This is a genomic window from Porticoccus hydrocarbonoclasticus MCTG13d, from assembly GCF_000744735.1.
Taxonomy (GTDB): domain Bacteria; phylum Pseudomonadota; class Gammaproteobacteria; order Pseudomonadales; family Porticoccaceae; genus Porticoccus; species Porticoccus hydrocarbonoclasticus.
In genome coordinates, this window is record NZ_JQMM01000001.1 from 2,099,563 (window position 1) to 2,114,442 (window position 14,880).

Annotated in this window: 16 protein-coding genes; 8 read left to right on the forward strand and 8 right to left on the reverse strand. The window is 52.1% G+C overall.

Annotation, left to right across the window (positions count from 1 at the left end; all coding sequences use genetic code 11):
- Window positions 1–36: 36 nt before the first annotated feature.
- The 3 genes from U740_RS10000 to nagZ are packed head-to-tail and all read right to left on the reverse strand — an operon-like array spanning window position 37 to window position 2,925.
- Entirely contained in the window at window positions 37–792 is a 756-nt protein-coding gene (locus U740_RS10000) for an S-methyl-5'-thioinosine phosphorylase (protein WP_036860527.1), read from the reverse strand.
- Window positions 789–1,892 (reverse strand): mechanosensitive ion channel family protein, encoded by a 1,104-nt coding sequence (locus U740_RS10005; RefSeq protein WP_051921422.1) that lies wholly within the window; start codon window positions 1,890–1,892, stop codon window positions 789–791. Before U740_RS10005 ends, U740_RS10000 begins: the two co-directional genes overlap by 4 nt.
- Window positions 1,893–1,914: 22 nt before the next feature.
- On the reverse strand, window positions 1,915–2,925 hold the full coding sequence (nagZ, locus tag U740_RS10010; RefSeq protein ID WP_036860528.1) for a beta-N-acetylhexosaminidase: 1,011 nt from the start codon (window positions 2,923–2,925) through the stop codon (window positions 1,915–1,917).
- 320 nt (window positions 2,926–3,245) lie between these two features.
- On the opposite strand from nagZ, the gene U740_RS10015 reads away from it, so the two are divergent.
- Window positions 3,246–3,563: a DUF6763 family protein gene (locus tag U740_RS10015; protein ID WP_036860529.1), complete on the forward strand. Its 318-nt coding sequence runs from the start codon at window positions 3,246–3,248 to the stop codon at window positions 3,561–3,563.
- Between the two features lie 29 nt (window positions 3,564–3,592).
- Here U740_RS10015 and U740_RS10020 read toward each other — a convergent pair whose 3' ends face one another.
- The gene (locus U740_RS10020) at window positions 3,593–4,249 is read right to left on the reverse strand and encodes an LOG family protein (protein ID WP_036860530.1); all 657 of its coding nucleotides are present in this window, start codon (window positions 4,247–4,249) and stop codon (window positions 3,593–3,595) included.
- Between the two features lie 221 nt (window positions 4,250–4,470).
- Between U740_RS10020 and lexA the strand changes: the two genes are divergently transcribed.
- Entirely contained in the window at window positions 4,471–5,088 is a 618-nt protein-coding gene (gene lexA, locus U740_RS10025) for a transcriptional repressor LexA (protein ID WP_036860531.1), read from the forward strand.
- A 77-nt stretch (window positions 5,089–5,165) separates the two neighbouring features.
- Here the strand turns inward: lexA and U740_RS10030 are convergent, their stop codons facing one another.
- The 4 genes from U740_RS10030 to U740_RS10045 form a co-directional block, all read right to left on the reverse strand.
- Window positions 5,166–5,414 carry a hypothetical protein gene (locus U740_RS10030; RefSeq protein WP_036860532.1) on the reverse strand — a complete coding sequence of 83 codons (249 nt, stop codon included), beginning with the start codon at window positions 5,412–5,414 and terminating at the stop codon, window positions 5,166–5,168.
- 112 nt (window positions 5,415–5,526) lie between these two features.
- Complete coding sequence (locus tag U740_RS10035; RefSeq protein ID WP_036860534.1) at window positions 5,527–6,039, reverse strand: DUF6586 family protein; 513 nt, start codon at window positions 6,037–6,039, stop codon at window positions 5,527–5,529.
- A 12-nt stretch (window positions 6,040–6,051) separates the two neighbouring features.
- Complete coding sequence (gene topA / locus U740_RS10040; protein ID WP_036860537.1) at window positions 6,052–8,685, reverse strand: type I DNA topoisomerase; 2,634 nt, start codon at window positions 8,683–8,685, stop codon at window positions 6,052–6,054.
- A 115-nt stretch (window positions 8,686–8,800) separates the two neighbouring features.
- Window positions 8,801–9,325, reverse strand: a complete 525-nt coding sequence (locus U740_RS10045) for a hypothetical protein (protein WP_036860540.1) — start codon at window positions 9,323–9,325, stop codon at window positions 8,801–8,803.
- Between the two features lie 61 nt (window positions 9,326–9,386).
- Here U740_RS10045 and U740_RS10050 point away from each other — a divergent pair, with 61 nt between their 5' ends.
- The 6 genes from U740_RS10050 to U740_RS10075 all read left to right on the forward strand — a co-directional run bounded on the left by U740_RS10050 (window position 9,387) and on the right by U740_RS10075 (window position 14,879).
- Entirely contained in the window at window positions 9,387–9,815 is a 429-nt protein-coding gene (locus tag U740_RS10050) for a universal stress protein (RefSeq protein WP_036860542.1), read from the forward strand.
- Window positions 9,816–9,923: 108 nt separating this feature from the next.
- Window positions 9,924–11,891: a transglycosylase SLT domain-containing protein gene (locus tag U740_RS10055; RefSeq protein WP_036860543.1), complete on the forward strand. Its 1,968-nt coding sequence runs from the start codon at window positions 9,924–9,926 to the stop codon at window positions 11,889–11,891.
- Window positions 11,888–12,709 carry a TatD family hydrolase gene (locus U740_RS10060; RefSeq protein WP_036860546.1) on the forward strand — a complete coding sequence of 274 codons (822 nt, stop codon included), beginning with the start codon at window positions 11,888–11,890 and terminating at the stop codon, window positions 12,707–12,709. Before U740_RS10055 ends, U740_RS10060 begins: the two co-directional genes overlap by 4 nt.
- A gap of 163 nt (window positions 12,710–12,872) precedes the next feature.
- Window positions 12,873–13,391, forward strand: a complete 519-nt coding sequence (locus tag U740_RS10065) for a Tll0287-like domain-containing protein (protein ID WP_051921424.1) — start codon at window positions 12,873–12,875, stop codon at window positions 13,389–13,391.
- Window positions 13,392–13,421: 30 nt separating this feature from the next.
- A complete protein-coding gene (gene dmeF / locus U740_RS10070) occupies window positions 13,422–14,384 on the forward strand; it encodes a CDF family Co(II)/Ni(II) efflux transporter DmeF (protein WP_036860547.1) in 963 nt (320 codons plus the stop codon).
- Window positions 14,385–14,414: 30 nt separating this feature from the next.
- Window positions 14,415–14,879 carry a hypothetical protein gene (locus U740_RS10075; protein WP_051921426.1) on the forward strand — a complete coding sequence of 155 codons (465 nt, stop codon included), beginning with the start codon at window positions 14,415–14,417 and terminating at the stop codon, window positions 14,877–14,879.
- Window position 14,880: the final 1 nt, after the last annotated feature.

Here is a 14,880-nt window from a genome sequence, read left to right on the forward strand (position 1 = left end):
TCTGACGGTGATAAGGCGTGAGCCGGAAAAATGCCATCAATGCTGTCGACTCGCCACGGCCTGAGTCAAAACTTTGCGTACCAGTGGCATATTGTTCGCCATCACAGTTTCCATCTGCCCAAAAGAGATCCGCTCCTCACTCAAACCAGCTGCCATATTCACCACCAACGCCAGACAGGCATAGGGAATCTGTAACTCCCGAGCCAGTGCCGCCTCCGGCATACCGGTCATACCGACGATGTCACAGCCGTCATTGGCCATTCGCGCAATCTCGGCAGCGGTTTCCAGCCTGGGGCCCTGCGTGGCGCCATAAACAGCCTCTGCATGAATCCTTGTCTCACAGGCAGTTCCACAGGCAATAGCCGCCTGCAACAGTCTGTCCCGCAGGCTGTCGTCATAGGGAAAAGTAAAGTCAATGTGCTGTAATACCTGATCCGGGCTATCCGAGTAGGTGTGGCCCCGTCCAAACGTATAATCAATAATCTGATCGGGAATAACCAGATCCCCCGGGCCCATTTCGCCATTAATACCACCCACCACATTGACGGCATAGATAGCCTTCACGCCCTCCGCACGCAATGCAGCAATATTTGCCCTGTAATTGACCCGGTGAGGCGGCAGCCGATGAGTCACACCGTGTCGCGCCAGGAATACAACCTCCGTATTGCCCAACGTGCCAAAACAGAGGGGAGCAGACGGCTCGCCCCACTCTGTGGTGACCACACGCTGCTCCTGAACGCTCAAATCGGAAAAGCTGTCCAGCCCACTGCCACCGATAATGCCGATACTCATTCGACTTCCGAAGCTTGCAACAATCGCAGCTGGTCGGGAATATGGACAGTGGAGGTTGGGAAAGCAATCTCGGCACCGTGATCGGCTACGATATCGCTTACCTTTAACAGCACATCCTGTTTTACCTCGTGAAAAACCACCCACTTGGTGGTTTTGGTAAAGGTATAAACAAAAAAGTTAACCGATGAGGCACCAAAAGAGACAAAATTGACGATCATGGTCTGATTCTGATCAATTTCCGGATGATCACACAGCATCTGTTTCACATCGGCGACAATTCCCGCCATTTTATCGACATCCTGATAGCGAATACCCACCGTCTCGTAGATCCGCCGGTTAAACATACGCGAGGGGTTTTCCACGGCAATACTGTTAAACACCGAGTTCGGTACATAGAGTGGGCGCTTATCGAAGGTGCGAATACGTGTCAGTCGCCAGCCGATATCTTCGACAGTGCCCTCGATTTCCTTATCAGGGGATCGCACCCAGTCTCCCACCTTGAAGGGCTGGTCCAGATAAATCATCAAACCACCAAAGAAATTTGCCAGCAGGTCCTTGGCTGCAAAACCCACTGCGAGACCACCGATACCGCCAAAAGCGAGCAACCCAGAAATACTGTAGCCAAAAGCCTGCATGGCAATGAGCGTGGCGGTGATGATGACCGAAGCGCGCAGCAGTTTGCCAATGGCCTTGACCGTGGTCTCATCCATGGGATCACTGGTATATTCAGGATGCACCAGATTCAGTTCAGCGCGCTTAATCAGATTGAGTAAAAATAGCGCAGCCAAAAAAATGATGACAACCCGGTTAATGGGTGCCAGCAAATCGTACCATTCGGACCCAGCCTGTCTGGCAGCGACAGCCGCCGCATAGTTAACCCCCAGTATCCATATTGCCCAGACTACAGGGCGGCGGCACGCCTCAATCAAGGCATCGTCCCAGAAATTTGATGTCTTGAGTGCCCGTTTTTGCAGAAAGTTCAGTATCCGCGTCGCCAGAAATCCTGCTGTCATAGCGGCCAGGACAATCAGAAAAATTTCGGCAATCAACAGATAGCTTTCCCCGGTAATATTGACTAACCACGCTTCCAATTGCTGCATACTATGGATTCCTGTTCACTACTTACTTCAGCTGTTTGGCAAGTTTTTGAGAAGTGATCTGCCAGCGCTCAGAGGCTCGCAATGCATCCCACTCCGGATGCTTCCTGGCCGCCATTTTAGCTAATCTTCCTGACGGCTCCACAGGATTTTCAGATAGAAAATCAATCACTTCCAACGCGCCTTTACGATTGTTACAGACCAGCACCATATCACAGCCGGCCTGCAGCGCACGGCTGGCTTTTTCCGGGTAACCACCCACCAGGTCAGCCCCTTTCATGGACAGGTCATCGCTGAAAATGACACCCTGAAACTGTAATTCGTTTCGCAGTATTTTCTGCAACCAGATAGGAGAAAACCCCACCGGTACAGATTCAACACAAGGGTAAACAATATGGGCGGGCATGATCGCATCCAGCTCATCGGCAAGCCGCGCAAACGGTTGCAAGTCCCGATCACGCAATTGCTGAAGAGAGCGGTTGTCATAGGGAGTTTCGTAATGACTGTCGGCGACGACTCCTCCGTGGCCCGGGAAGTGCTTTCCTGTTGCCGCCATGCCGGCCTGATGCATACCGGTAATAAAATGATGGGCGGCCCGGATGGCTTCCTCCGGATTATCAGCAAACGACCTATCGCCAATTACCGCACAACTTTCACGGTCCAAGTCCAGCACCGGGGCAAAGCTGAAGTCCAGCCCACAGGCAAGTAATTCAGAGGCCATCAGCCAACCGGCATCCTGAAGCAGTGACTCACCACCCTCTTCTTTCAACAATAAATCACCCAGCATCTGCATCGGCGGCAAATGGGTAAACCCATCGCGAAAGCGTTGCACTCGCCCACCTTCCTGATCGACGCAGAGCAACAAGTCACCCCTTATTGCACGAATGTCTGCCACCAGCTCAACCAGTTGACTGTAACTCACAAAATTTCGGGAAAAAAAGATAATACCGCCCACTGATGGATTGAGAATCAGAACTCGTTCTTCCGGGGTCAGCACCAGTCCTTCCAGGTCGAGCATCAATGGACCAAGCGTCATGTCTTAAACCTTTGTTAGCAGGGGGCAAAATAAGAAGGCTGCGGAGACTTGTCAACCTTCTGACAAATTAGACGAATTTTTCATTTTAAAAACAACCTGTTATGACATTCAGCACTTAAAGAATCATCACTTCAGATCAATGAGAGAAATTATCTCCTTCTGGGAAAGGCAGTTACATCATTTATTTAAATAAAAGCTCATAAAAAAGTAACTTTCACCCTGTTTACCGGCTATTCCACTCGTCAGAAATACACCCGGTAGCCAGTGCACTTTTTTCCCGTTGGTGATACGTTCAATGAACTAATGAGGAGGATTAAATCATGGCTTCACAAGTTCCAGTCATTGGCGCCTGGTACGAGGACGCCTCCCAGGATGACATTTTCGAAGTTGTTGCTCTGGACGAGCACAGCGGTTCCATAGAAATCCAGCACGTTGGCGGAGAGGTCAGTGAAATTGACTTCGAAACCTGGCAGCAATTGATACTGCTACCGGCTGAGCAACCCGAAGATTGGCGGGCATCATATGAATTGAGCAACGAAGACAGTCACTTTCCAGATGACATCTTTATCCCTGATAACTGGAATGACCCATTGACGGACATTGATGCCGATACTGTTTACGGGCTCGATGATTTTTAGGGTACCAACGGTACTGTTCGATGCCCGGATTATTCGGCGATCTCCTGTGCCTGCAACATGCGAGCATGTTGCAGGATTATCTTTGCCGCACTCTCAGCATCGTCTACCAGACTAAATAAATGTAAGTCTCTTTCCGAGACACAGCCGTTTTCCAACATCGTCTCCCTCAGCCAATCGAGTAGGCCCTGCCAATAACTGGTCCCCAATAGAACGATGGGAAAGGGCCGCACTTTATTAGTCTGTACCAAGGTCAAAGCCTCAAATAATTCATCAAGGGTGCCATAGCCTCCCGGAAATATGACAAACCCGACGGCATGCTTAACAAACATAAATTTGCGCACGAAAAAATAGCGGAAATCCAGCGATACGTCCTGAAAGGTATTGTGATTCTGCTCCAACGGCAGGGAAATATTCAAACCCACGGAAGTCGCACCTGTGCCATAACAACCCTTGTTTGCTGCCTCCATCACCCCGGGTCCACCACCAGTGATGATGGGCACTCCCTCTTTTCCCAGAATCTCACCAAGTACCACGGCTTCCTGATAGTAGCGGGAGTCGGGCTGAAGACGCGCACTACCGAACACAGACACCGCACCGCCCATGCCTGACAGTGACTCGATGCCATCCACCAGTTCAGACTGAATACGCAGAACACGCCAGGCTTCGGGGATTTTGATTTCTTCCATAAGCTACTCCAATGTCCGAGAAAGCGCCGTCATTGTGATTCCATGATTCACTTTGGCAGCAATCATACTGATACCCTGAGAATATACCGTTGAAAAAAGTTTTTCCCACCACCAATTTAACTTTATACTGTAAATAATTACAGGCTATATTTATTTACAGCAATATGGACAACAACGTCGCAATTGCTGCAATTCATCCCGATGAATCCCGAGGTTAGAGAATGGCGAGTACATCACTGACTGCCCGACAACAGCAAATCCTGAACCTGATCAAACAACATATTGATGAAACAGGCTACCCCCCCACCAGGGCGGAGATTGCCACCGAGCTGGGCTTCAGATCACCTAACGCTGCTGAAGAGCATCTCAGGGCACTGGCGCGCAAGGGCATGATCGAGATGATTTCGGGCGCATCCCGCGGTATTCGTCTGCTGGATGAGCAGCCCGCCGGCCTTCCGTTGATTGGCCGTGTCGCCGCCGGGGATCCTGTTCTTGCAGCAGAAAACATTGAGGACTATCTCGACATCGGAGCCAACCTGTTTAACCCTAGAGCGGATTACCTATTGCGTGTTCATGGTATGAGCATGAAAAATGCCGGCATCATGGACGGTGATTTACTGGCTGTTCACAAAACGGGGCATGCGCAGAAAGGTCAGATTGTGGTCGCGCGCATTGAAGATGATGTGACCGTCAAGCGCCTGGGTAAAAGCCTGAAACGCCACGAGGTCCTGCTCGAACCGGAAAACGAAGAGATGCTCCCCATTGTGGTCGACTTGCGGGAAAAAAGTTTTGTTATTGAAGGCTTGGGGGTCGGGGTTATTCGGACGAATCCCCAATAGTATTTGTCCAGCTACAGGCCCTGAGAGTGCCTCGAACCGACTGTACGAGATAAAGAGCCATCATGGGCAGGCTGACCTCAGTGAAGCACCCGGTTTTTGATCATGGTGCCCTCTTCCATCTGAAAATTGTCTGCACCCAACTCTTCAAAGACTTCAATTCCGGCATCGATCATGGCTTTGGCGACATCAACCTTGGCCTCCTGAAGAAACGCCTTGGCCTCTCCCGAAAAACTGATTCTGATCAATGGTGCATCCTCCTCATCAGTACGCTGCAGAGCGACATCTCCATCGGGCAAAATTACGATTTCAAACAGGGAGATAGCCATTGAATATTCCATCGGGTTTTCAAAAACAACATCCCTGCATTGTACCAGAGGGGTACGGCATTAATAACCCGAGAACAAAAATTAGCTCCCAGTCTGGCTCAAGCAATACCAGTCAGCATTCAATCATGTGCTCTCGATGACGCTCAATCAGGCTCCGGAAAGCTTCCAGCCATTCGTTGAGCAAATCAACACTCAACTCATGCCTGTCTTCACCCTGCTCAATTTGCACCACAGCAATGGGTGACGCAGCATTGACCACCTCCTGTGGCTGAACCTCAAGCAGACGATCTCGGGCATTCAGCAAGTTGGCAAGCCAGCTCCCTTTATCCGCCTCCAGGTTAGCCAACTCCTCGGCCTCAGACGGTGATTGACCAATGGACTCCATCGCCGCAATCAGCCCCTCAACAGATGAAATTGACTCGGCAGCTCTATGTCGATAAGTAGTCGCCACCTCCCGCAGATAGAGACGATAGGCGACTTCGAGCTGGAACAGTGCTGACTGGCAGAGCGCCAACTGCAGGTTTGCCGCTGGCCCGACAACACACGTCAGCTCCCGGTCAGTCTGTTGCAATAACAAGCCACAGAAGTAGAGCTTTTGATTGACAGCCGGCAGAAAGGGATTCACTGGCAGTCTCCTTTACTTCTTACCCTTGCGGTCATCCTTTTCCTGCCAGACACCCTGGTCATAAAACGCCTTCCATCCAGTGGGCTTACCCTCTTGCTCAGACTGGACATACTGCTCACCAGTTTTCCGACTGAAGCGAATCACGGTGAGGATACCATCGGGATCGGCGACGGGAGCATCAAAGAGAAACTGATACTTGGGATCAATTTCTTTCACATGGGGCAGCAGTTCAGCAACCAAGGGCGCCCGGGTTTCACGATGCCGGGGAAACTGGCTCGCCGCTAGAAACAGGCCGGATGCGCCGTCCCTGAGGATATAATGATCCGTTACTTTTTCGCAGGTGAGCTCTGGCATGGGGACAGGATCCATCTTGGGGGGAGCGGGCTGACCACTCCGGAGCAACTTGCGGGTGTTTTTACAGGCATCGTTGGTACAACCGAAATATTTGCCAAAACGCCCCGACTTGAGCTGCATGTCACTACCGCATTTATCACACTCAATCAGCGGACCTTCATACCCCTTGAGCTTGAAAACGCCGGTTTCCACTTCAAAGCCATCGCAGTCGGGGTTGTTGCCACAAACATGCAGCTTTCGCCCCTCATCAATCAAATAGGCATCCATTGCCGTATTGCAGAGGGGGCAACGGTGACGATGCATCAACTGCCTCGATTCGGCCTCATCGTCTTCGTCGACATTAACTGCCTCATCTCCGGGGATAAGGTTCAGCGTGCCTTTGCAGCGCTCTTTAGGCGGCAGGTTGTAACCGGAACAGCCGAGGAAAACCCCCGTCGTGCCTGTGCGAATCATCATCGGTCGACCACATTGAGGGCAGGGAATATCCGTGAGCGATGGCTCATTGGGACGCATACCACCGTCAGCTTCAGCCCGGGTCAACTTCGCTGAGAAATCCGAATAGAATTGATCAAGCACCTGCTTCCATTCCAACTTGCCTTGGGCAATTTCATCCAGATAGGCTTCCATTGTGGCCGTAAAACCATAGTCCATCAGGTCGGTAAAATTTTCGTTCAGACGGTCCGTAACAACATCACCAATTTTCTCCGCATAGAAACGGCGATTGTCGACCCGCACATACCCACGATCCTGGATCGTGGAAATGATAGATGCGTAAGTCGATGGGCGACCAATGCCACGCTTTTCCAGCTCTTTGACCAGAGAGGCCTCAGAGTAACGGGCCGGGGGCTTGGTAAAGTGCTGCATCGGGATCAATTTGTTCAGCAGCAGCCGGGCGCCAACGGACATCTCAGGCAACTCAATGTCGTCCCCTTTTTTGGACATCGCAGGCAACACTTTCAGATAGCCGTCAAACAGTGTCACCCGACCTTTTGCTCGAAGTTCGAAGTCCTCTGCCTTCACTGTCACCGTAGTACTGGTAAATCGTGCCGGCACCATCTGGCAAGCGACAAATTGCTGCCAGATCAACCGATACAGTTTTTTGGCGTCCTCTTCCATCGCATCCAGATCACCTGGCTTGATATCAATATTGGAAGGCCTTATCGCTTCATGCGCTTCCTGGGCACCAGCTTTACTACCATAAATAGTGGGCTTTTCAGGCAGGTACTCAGCACCATACCGCGTTTTGATAAAGTCACGACAGACGCTCACCGCATCAGCACTGAGGTTGGTGGAGTCTGTTCGCATGTAGGTGATATAACCACCTTCGTAAAGGCGCTGGGCAAGCATCATGGTTTTTTTCACCCCATAACCAAGCCGCGTGCTGGAGGCCTGTTGCAGGGTTGAGGTGATAAACGGTGGCGACGGTTTACTGGAAGTGGGCTTGTCCTCACGGGCAATCACCTCGTAGGAAGCATTTTTCAACCCGGTCAGCGCGGCATCTGTCTGGTCCTGACTGACAGGCCTGAACTGATCAGAGCCTTGTTTCTTCACCTCAAAGCGGACCAGATCTTCCTCAGAGGTCTCCAGATCGGCGTGCACTGTCCAGTACTCTTCCGGTTCAAAAGCACGAATTTCACGTTCGCGCTCAACGATCAATTTAACGGCTACCGACTGCACACGACCTGCAGAAAGTCCTCTGGCCACCTTACTCCAGAGCAGTGGCGACACCATAAAGCCAACGACCCTGTCGAGAAAACGGCGAGCCTGCTGGGCGCTTACCCGGTTGGTATCAAGCTTGCCCGGTTTTTCAAAAGCCGCTTTGATCGCTTTTTTGGTGATTTCATTAAAGACAACGCGCTGATAAAGATCGGGGTCACCGCCGATGGCTTCCATGAGGTGCCAGGCAATTGCTTCCCCCTCCCGGTCAAGGTCCGTGGCGAGATAGATATGATCCGCATCCTTAGCCAGCTTTTTCAACTCAGCGACAACTTTTTCCTTGCCGGGCAGAATCTCATAGCGCGCTTTCCAGCCATGCTCGGGGTCTATTCCCATGCGATTGACCAGCTGCTCTCTGGCTCTTCTGGAGCGCTGCTTTGCTTTTTCATCGTCCGACAGCTTGCGGGTGGCCGCAGCAGTCCTGGCCCGTTCTTTTGGGTCAACCGTTTTACCACCACCCGTAGGCAGGTCGCGAATATGCCCGATACTCGACTTCACAATGAAATCGTTGCCGAGATACTTGTTGATCGTTTTCGCCTTGGCCGGCGACTCGACGATAACCAGTGATTTACCCATGAAGCAGCCGTTTATCCTGTAGATTGATAGCCCAAAGTGCTACCAGATGGCACCACGAAAGCCTGAAAGGGAGCGAATATACATGTGCCGCCGGTGGTTTGGTCAAGGTAATTTTTCACTCGGCAGCCAATCTATTGAGAGATTCTTCGGGTCGGATCGCACTTCTGAGGTGCTTCAACTGGGTATCGATCCGGTCAATATCCGCCAGTTCACCGCGTTCCTGCCAGACAATGGCCACACCCTCACGGTTGACCTCAACAGCGATCGCGTCAGCTGGCAGGGCCGCCAGCACTGCCCCAATAACGGGTTGCAACCGGTCATTGGCTTCATGGCCCAACCATTGCCAGCCCTCCCAGGGTGAGTGATCGCCACGGCGGGTACCCCGAACCAACAGCCACTTTTCCATCCGGGAAAATGGCGATGGACTGGAGTCTGGCACCCAGAGCAGGGTATAACCTGCGTATTCAAGGCGGCCTTCTCCCTCTCTGGCATCCGGGGCATGCACGAGTCGAACCCGAAGTCCACGGGACGAAGCCAGACGTCGCATCTCCGTGATCATTTTCTGACGAGGGCTCTGGCGAAACCAGAGCAGCGGTGAAATGATAAGCGCCAGTATCAGTAGAATTAACAAATAGGTCATTATCTGCTACAACCTTATATACTTGAGAAAGCGTTGATAAACCAGTTACAGGAGATACTTCATGTCCGCCTATAAACACATTTTGATCGGTCTGGACCTATCTCCAGAATCACAGCAAGTGGTCGAGAGAGTCAAGTCCCTGTTTCACAACAGTGACTGCCAATTGAGCCTTGTTCATGTACAGGAGCCATTGTCGTTTGCCTACGGCGGTGACATCCCGATGGACCTTACCGAGGTCCAATACCAACTGGAGGAGCAGGCGAAGCAGCGTTTGGCCGTCATCGGCAAAGATCTCGGAGTTCCCATTGAGAGCCAACATGTGATCATCGGCCAGCCCGCCCAGGAAATGCACCGGTTTGCCAATGACAACCATGTGGACCTGATTGTAGTCGGCAGCCACGGTCGCCATGGTATCAGTCTGATACTGGGCTCAACGGCGACCGGTGTGCTGCATGGTTCCCAATGCGATGTGCTGGCGGTCCGGGTATAAGCTGTGCATTCAGGCTTTTATTGATCCGGGTATCTAATTTCGCAAGACCTGTCTAACATGTTTGCGGTTCAACCCATTTGCCTTTCAAGGAATACAAACCAAACCTTTATGAAAAAATGTCATGGCAGCGTCGTCGGCACCCTTTTACTGGCAGTATGCGTGCTATTACCGGGTACCTCTTTTGCCAGAAACCCGACCCTGGACGAACAGCGCGCGCTCTACCGCGAAGCCAAAATTGCAGTGGCAAGAGGTAGCGAAGGCAATGTTCACAGACTTGTCAATGCCCTCGGAGACTACCCTCTCAAACCACACATCGAATATTTATGGTTAAGCGATCGATTGAGACACGCGAAAACCATTGAGGTTTCGACCTTTCTCAACAACTACGACGATAGCTCCCTGGCCAACCGACTGCGTTACCGCTGGCTCGACACCTTGCATCATCAGCGGCGTGAGCAGGATTTTCTCGCCTACTACCGACCAGCCAGTGCCAGCACAGAACAGCAGTGTTATTTCCATTTCATACACCTGAGCAAAGGGAAAAAGGAACCTTTTCTGTCAGACGCCATATCACTCTGGAGCGTGGGGAAATCCCAGCCCAATGGCTGTGATGCGCTTTTTGACTATCTCATTGCCAACCAACATATCACTGATGAAATTGCCTGGAATCGTTACTCGGCCGCTGTTCTAAATCACCAGCACCGGCTGGCAAGATATCTCCAGCGTTTTTTCACGACGGATCGCTACCAGCTGTTGGCCAAGAATTTCCTGAAGGTAGATCTTGAGCACGAACTCATAGGCAACTATTCATTGTTCAGTGATTTTAACGACGCACTGAGCGGCGATGAAATACACGCCATCATTGCCCATGGACTGACTCATCTGGCAAGAACTGATGCGACCACTGCTCTCAAACACTGGAGTTATTACCAGCAGATCCACCCCTTTACCAGCGAGCAAAGAAAACAGGTCGTAACCGACCTGATCAAGGGCCTTTATAACCAGGAACACCCTGATATTGCAGACAACTATCTGATTGATTATCTCGACATTGTTGATCCATCCCTACTGGAATGGCGGACCCGGGAATTTATCAGTCAGGCGGACTGGCAAAGTGTTCTCACCTGGATAGAGCGTATGCCGCTCCAGCTCCGTGAGACTGATCGTTGGCTATACTGGCGGGCCCGGGCGGCAGATCTCAACCACACTGCCAAACAACCACCGGAGCAAAACAGCGCCTATCAGGTACTGTCCCGCAGTCGCAGTTTCTACGGTTTTCTTGCCAGTGAATGGGCTGCCAATGGCTATTCAATGGCGTTCAAAAAAGCACGCGTTTCTCCGACAGTCATCGCTGAACTGGAAAAACAACCAGGAATTCTCAGAACACGGGAATTCGTCTTTCACGAAGATTACCTCGCCGCCCGTCGGGAGTGGTATCACACCACACGCAACTTCACTGAACAGCAGTGGATTACCGCAGCCCATATTGCCAGCAGCTGGCAGTGGCACAACGGAGCTATCACCAGCATGATCAGCGCCGGATTCTGGGATGATATCAACCTGAGATTCCCTCTTGCTTTCAAGGACGCGTTCTACAGTCATGCCGACAAGACCGGCGTTCCCGTACATTTGCTGTTTGCCGTAGCACGCCAGGAAAGTGCACTCGCACAGGATGTACAATCCCGTGCGGGGGCAAAGGGGCTAATGCAACTGATGCCGGCAACGGCCAGGGAAACGGCTCGCAAACACGGCATCAGCTACCGTGGCAGCCACCAGCTGTTTGAGCCGGAGATCAATATTACTCTGGGCAGTCGCTATTACCGGGAAATGTTAGAGCGCTTTGAAAACAACCGAATTCTTGCCACAGCCGCCTACAACGCTGGTCCCCATCGGGTCAGCAGCTGGTTGAAAAAAAGCCAGGGGTCACTGCCCTTCGATGCATGGATTGAAACAATTCCCTTTCTGGAAACACGCAACTACGTTCAAAACGTGCTGGCCTTTTCCATGATCTATGCCTATCACCTGGAAAGTGAAGCGCGCATCCTCTCGGAAAAAGAAAAACAACACCGGCTATGAATGACACACCAAACAGCACACCACTGATCGATATCGGGGTAAACCTGAGCAACCCCTGCTTTCAGGATGACTGGCAGAGTGTGCTGCAGCGAGCATTGGATGCCCATGTTACCCAGCTGATTCTGACTGGCACAAATCTGGCTGAGAGTGAGCAAGTGCTCAGCCTTTGCCAACAATCCGGCGACGACTTCCCCGACATGCTCTACAGCACCTGCGGCGTCCACCCCCATGAGGCAAAGCAGTACTCCGCCGAGACAGGCACTCAGCTGCGCTCGCTGGCTGAGGCACCCCAGGTCGTGGCTATTGGGGAAACCGGGCTCGACTTCAATCGCAACTATTCCCCACCCAGCGACCAGGAAAGGGTCTTTGAAGCACAACTGGAACTGGCTATCGAATTACAACTGCCGGTTTTCATGCACGAGCGGGATGCCCACCAGCGACAATTTGAGATCCTCAAGAACTACCGCGATGAGCTGCCGGACGGCGTGATCCACTGCTTTACCGGCGATCGGCAGGCGCTGTTCAACTATCTTGATCTGGACCTGCATATCGGCATCACGGGATGGATCTGTGATGAGCGACGCGGTGAGCAACTTCAGGCACTGGTGAGCAGCATCCCACTCAACCGGCTGATGCTGGAAACTGATGCTCCTTTTCTACTGCCCAGAACCCTGCAACCGCGACCAAAAAAACGTCGCAATGAGCCAGCTTTTCTGCCCTGGGTACTGGAGCAAGTTGCCAGATGCCGACAGCAACCGGCTACCATTATCGCCGAGCAAACCACGGTGACAGCTAAACGTTTTTTCAGATTAAGCTAGAGCCCCTCACCTTTTTTAAATAACGGTCAACACATTTACCCGCGCCTCTGGACGACCAGATCAGTTAAGCTAAACTGGGACGGATAACTGTGTCTTTGAATGGAGCACACCCATGGCTTGCAAGGCAATATACCGGAGTGTATTTTTTTGTGCCCTTATCACGATGCCCGCGCTGATAAATGCGGGCGGAGACTCTGCATCAACACTCGAACAGCAAGCGGAAAACATCGTCAAACAGTTTGCCGGCTCATTGCAGCCACGCCTGCTGGAGGCAATCCAGACCGGTGGCCCGGTGGAGGCCATCAGCGTCTGCGCCACAGCGGCACCGGAAATAGCCAACCGACTGAACCGGGAAACCGGTTGGTCCGTCAAGCGGGTCAGTCTCAAGGCCCGCAACAAATCCGCTGAACCCGACCACTGGGAACGGAATACCCTTTTGCACTTTGAATCTCGCCTCGCCGCAGGAGAGATGCCTGCACAACTGACCCAGGCCGAACAAGTCGATGGGCGATTCCGCTACATGAAGGCTCAGATTGTTCAACCACTCTGCCTCAACTGCCATGGCAGCGCGCTCGATCCAGACGTTGCACAAGCACTGAAAAATCATTACCCGGACGACGCTGCGACAGGCTATCAACTGGGTGAAATCCGAGGGGCATTCAGCCTGTCGGCTCCGCAGTAATCTAGCCAATCTGACGAATTGATTTCTCCTATGCACCAGGAACACTTACATCGCTGGCAACACCAGCACGACTTTTCCACGGCAAACGCCCATGGCGAGCGCCGCACCAAATATGTATTGATACTGACTGCCGTCACGATGGTAGCGGAAATCACTGCCGGTACGGTATTTGGTTCAATGGCCCTGCTTGCAGACGGCTGGCACATGGGCACCCATGTGGCCGCCTTTATGATTACGATTTTTGCCTACCGCTATGCTCGGAAACATGCCGACAATCCGGCCTTCAGTTTCGGTACCGGCAAAGTCGGTGTGCTGGGGGGCTTTGCCAGTGCAGTGGCGCTGGCAGTTGTCGCCCTGATGATGCTGGTCGAGTCGCTACAGCGACTGGCATCTCCACAGCTGATTCAACTCGATGCCGCTATCGCGGTGGCTGTGTTGGGACTGGCGGTCAATATCATCAGCGCCCTGTTGTTAAAAGATCATCATTCACACCAGCACCAGGACGGTGACGATACGCATCAGCAGACTGGCGAAGGTCATCGCGACCAAAACCTTTATGCCGCCTATATGCATGTACTGGCGGATGCTCTCACCTCGTTATTGGCCATTTTCGCGTTATTGTCGGCCAAGTATTTCGGCTGGTATGCATTGGACCCCGTGATGGGAATTGTCGGTGCAGCGATTATCACCTACTGGGCAATCGGCCTGATCCGGCAATCCAGTCCGATTTTACTGGACGGCGGCATGAGCGATTACTATCAGGAAAAAATTACCCGGGCCATTGAAGAGGATGCCGACAATCAAATCACGGATCTGCATATCTGGAAGATCAGTGAGCACGACTACGCGGCGATTATATCCCTTGTCACCCACCACCCCAGACCCACGGATTATTACAGATCACTACTGGCCGACTTTAACTGGCTCTCACATCTGACCATCGAAGTGCACCGCTGTGAGGACAATCGTCTTACCGAGTCCGGCATTAAATGATTGACCAGAACTTCCATCAAGGAAAAATTCATGAGAATCAATAAATTATCAATTATTCTGCTCGGCGGACTGCTGGCAATGCCCCCCGTCAGTTACAGCGACACCCCAGAGTCGGTCGGTCTGGCTACCCGGGTAATGGCCAATGCGCTGTTTAACGACACCGAAAAGCGGGTATTCGGCGAGTACCTGCGCCGCGATTATTCTGGCGACGAGGACAAGGGCGGCGTGAAGAAGAAAAGTCTGCCCCCCGGTTTGCGCAAAAAACTGGAACACGGTGGTGAACTGCCACCGGGTTGGCAGAAGAAGGTTGCACGGGGTGAAGTTCTCGATCGCGAACTTTATTTGATGAGCCGGGACCTGCCAGAGGATCTACTGGGACGGCTACCCAGATCACTGGATGGCACGTCGCTGCGACAAATTGATGATCGTATTTTCAGAGTCATGGATGCAACAAATACCGTTCTCGATGTGTTTTATCTGACCACAGGGCAATAGC

Excerpts from the sequence above, each read along its gene's own strand:
- U740_RS10000 (WP_036860527.1), bottom strand. The coding sequence starts at position 792 with ATGAGTATCGGCATTATCGGTGGCAGTGGGCTGGACAGCTTTTCCGAT.
- U740_RS10005 (WP_051921422.1), bottom strand. The coding sequence starts at position 1,892 with ATGCAGCAATTGGAAGCGTGGTTAGTCAATATTACCGGGGAAAGCTAT.
- nagZ (WP_036860528.1), bottom strand. The coding sequence starts at position 2,925 with ATGACGCTTGGTCCATTGATGCTCGACCTGGAAGGACTGGTGCTGACC.
- U740_RS10015 (WP_036860529.1), top strand. The coding sequence starts at position 3,246 with ATGGCTTCACAAGTTCCAGTCATTGGCGCCTGGTACGAGGACGCCTCC.
- U740_RS10020 (WP_036860530.1), bottom strand. The coding sequence starts at position 4,249 with ATGGAAGAAATCAAAATCCCCGAAGCCTGGCGTGTTCTGCGTATTCAG.
- lexA (WP_036860531.1), top strand. The coding sequence starts at position 4,471 with ATGGCGAGTACATCACTGACTGCCCGACAACAGCAAATCCTGAACCTG.
- U740_RS10030 (WP_036860532.1), bottom strand. The coding sequence starts at position 5,414 with ATGGCTATCTCCCTGTTTGAAATCGTAATTTTGCCCGATGGAGATGTC.
- topA (WP_036860537.1), bottom strand. The coding sequence starts at position 8,685 with ATGGGTAAATCACTGGTTATCGTCGAGTCGCCGGCCAAGGCGAAAACG.
- U740_RS10045 (WP_036860540.1), bottom strand. The coding sequence starts at position 9,325 with ATGACCTATTTGTTAATTCTACTGATACTGGCGCTTATCATTTCACCG.
- U740_RS10050 (WP_036860542.1), top strand. The coding sequence starts at position 9,387 with ATGTCCGCCTATAAACACATTTTGATCGGTCTGGACCTATCTCCAGAA.
- U740_RS10055 (WP_036860543.1), top strand. The coding sequence starts at position 9,924 with ATGAAAAAATGTCATGGCAGCGTCGTCGGCACCCTTTTACTGGCAGTA.
- U740_RS10060 (WP_036860546.1), top strand. The coding sequence starts at position 11,888 with ATGAATGACACACCAAACAGCACACCACTGATCGATATCGGGGTAAAC.
- U740_RS10065 (WP_051921424.1), top strand. The coding sequence starts at position 12,873 with ATGCCCGCGCTGATAAATGCGGGCGGAGACTCTGCATCAACACTCGAA.
- dmeF (WP_036860547.1), top strand. The coding sequence starts at position 13,422 with ATGCACCAGGAACACTTACATCGCTGGCAACACCAGCACGACTTTTCC.
- U740_RS10075 (WP_051921426.1), top strand. The coding sequence starts at position 14,415 with ATGAGAATCAATAAATTATCAATTATTCTGCTCGGCGGACTGCTGGCA.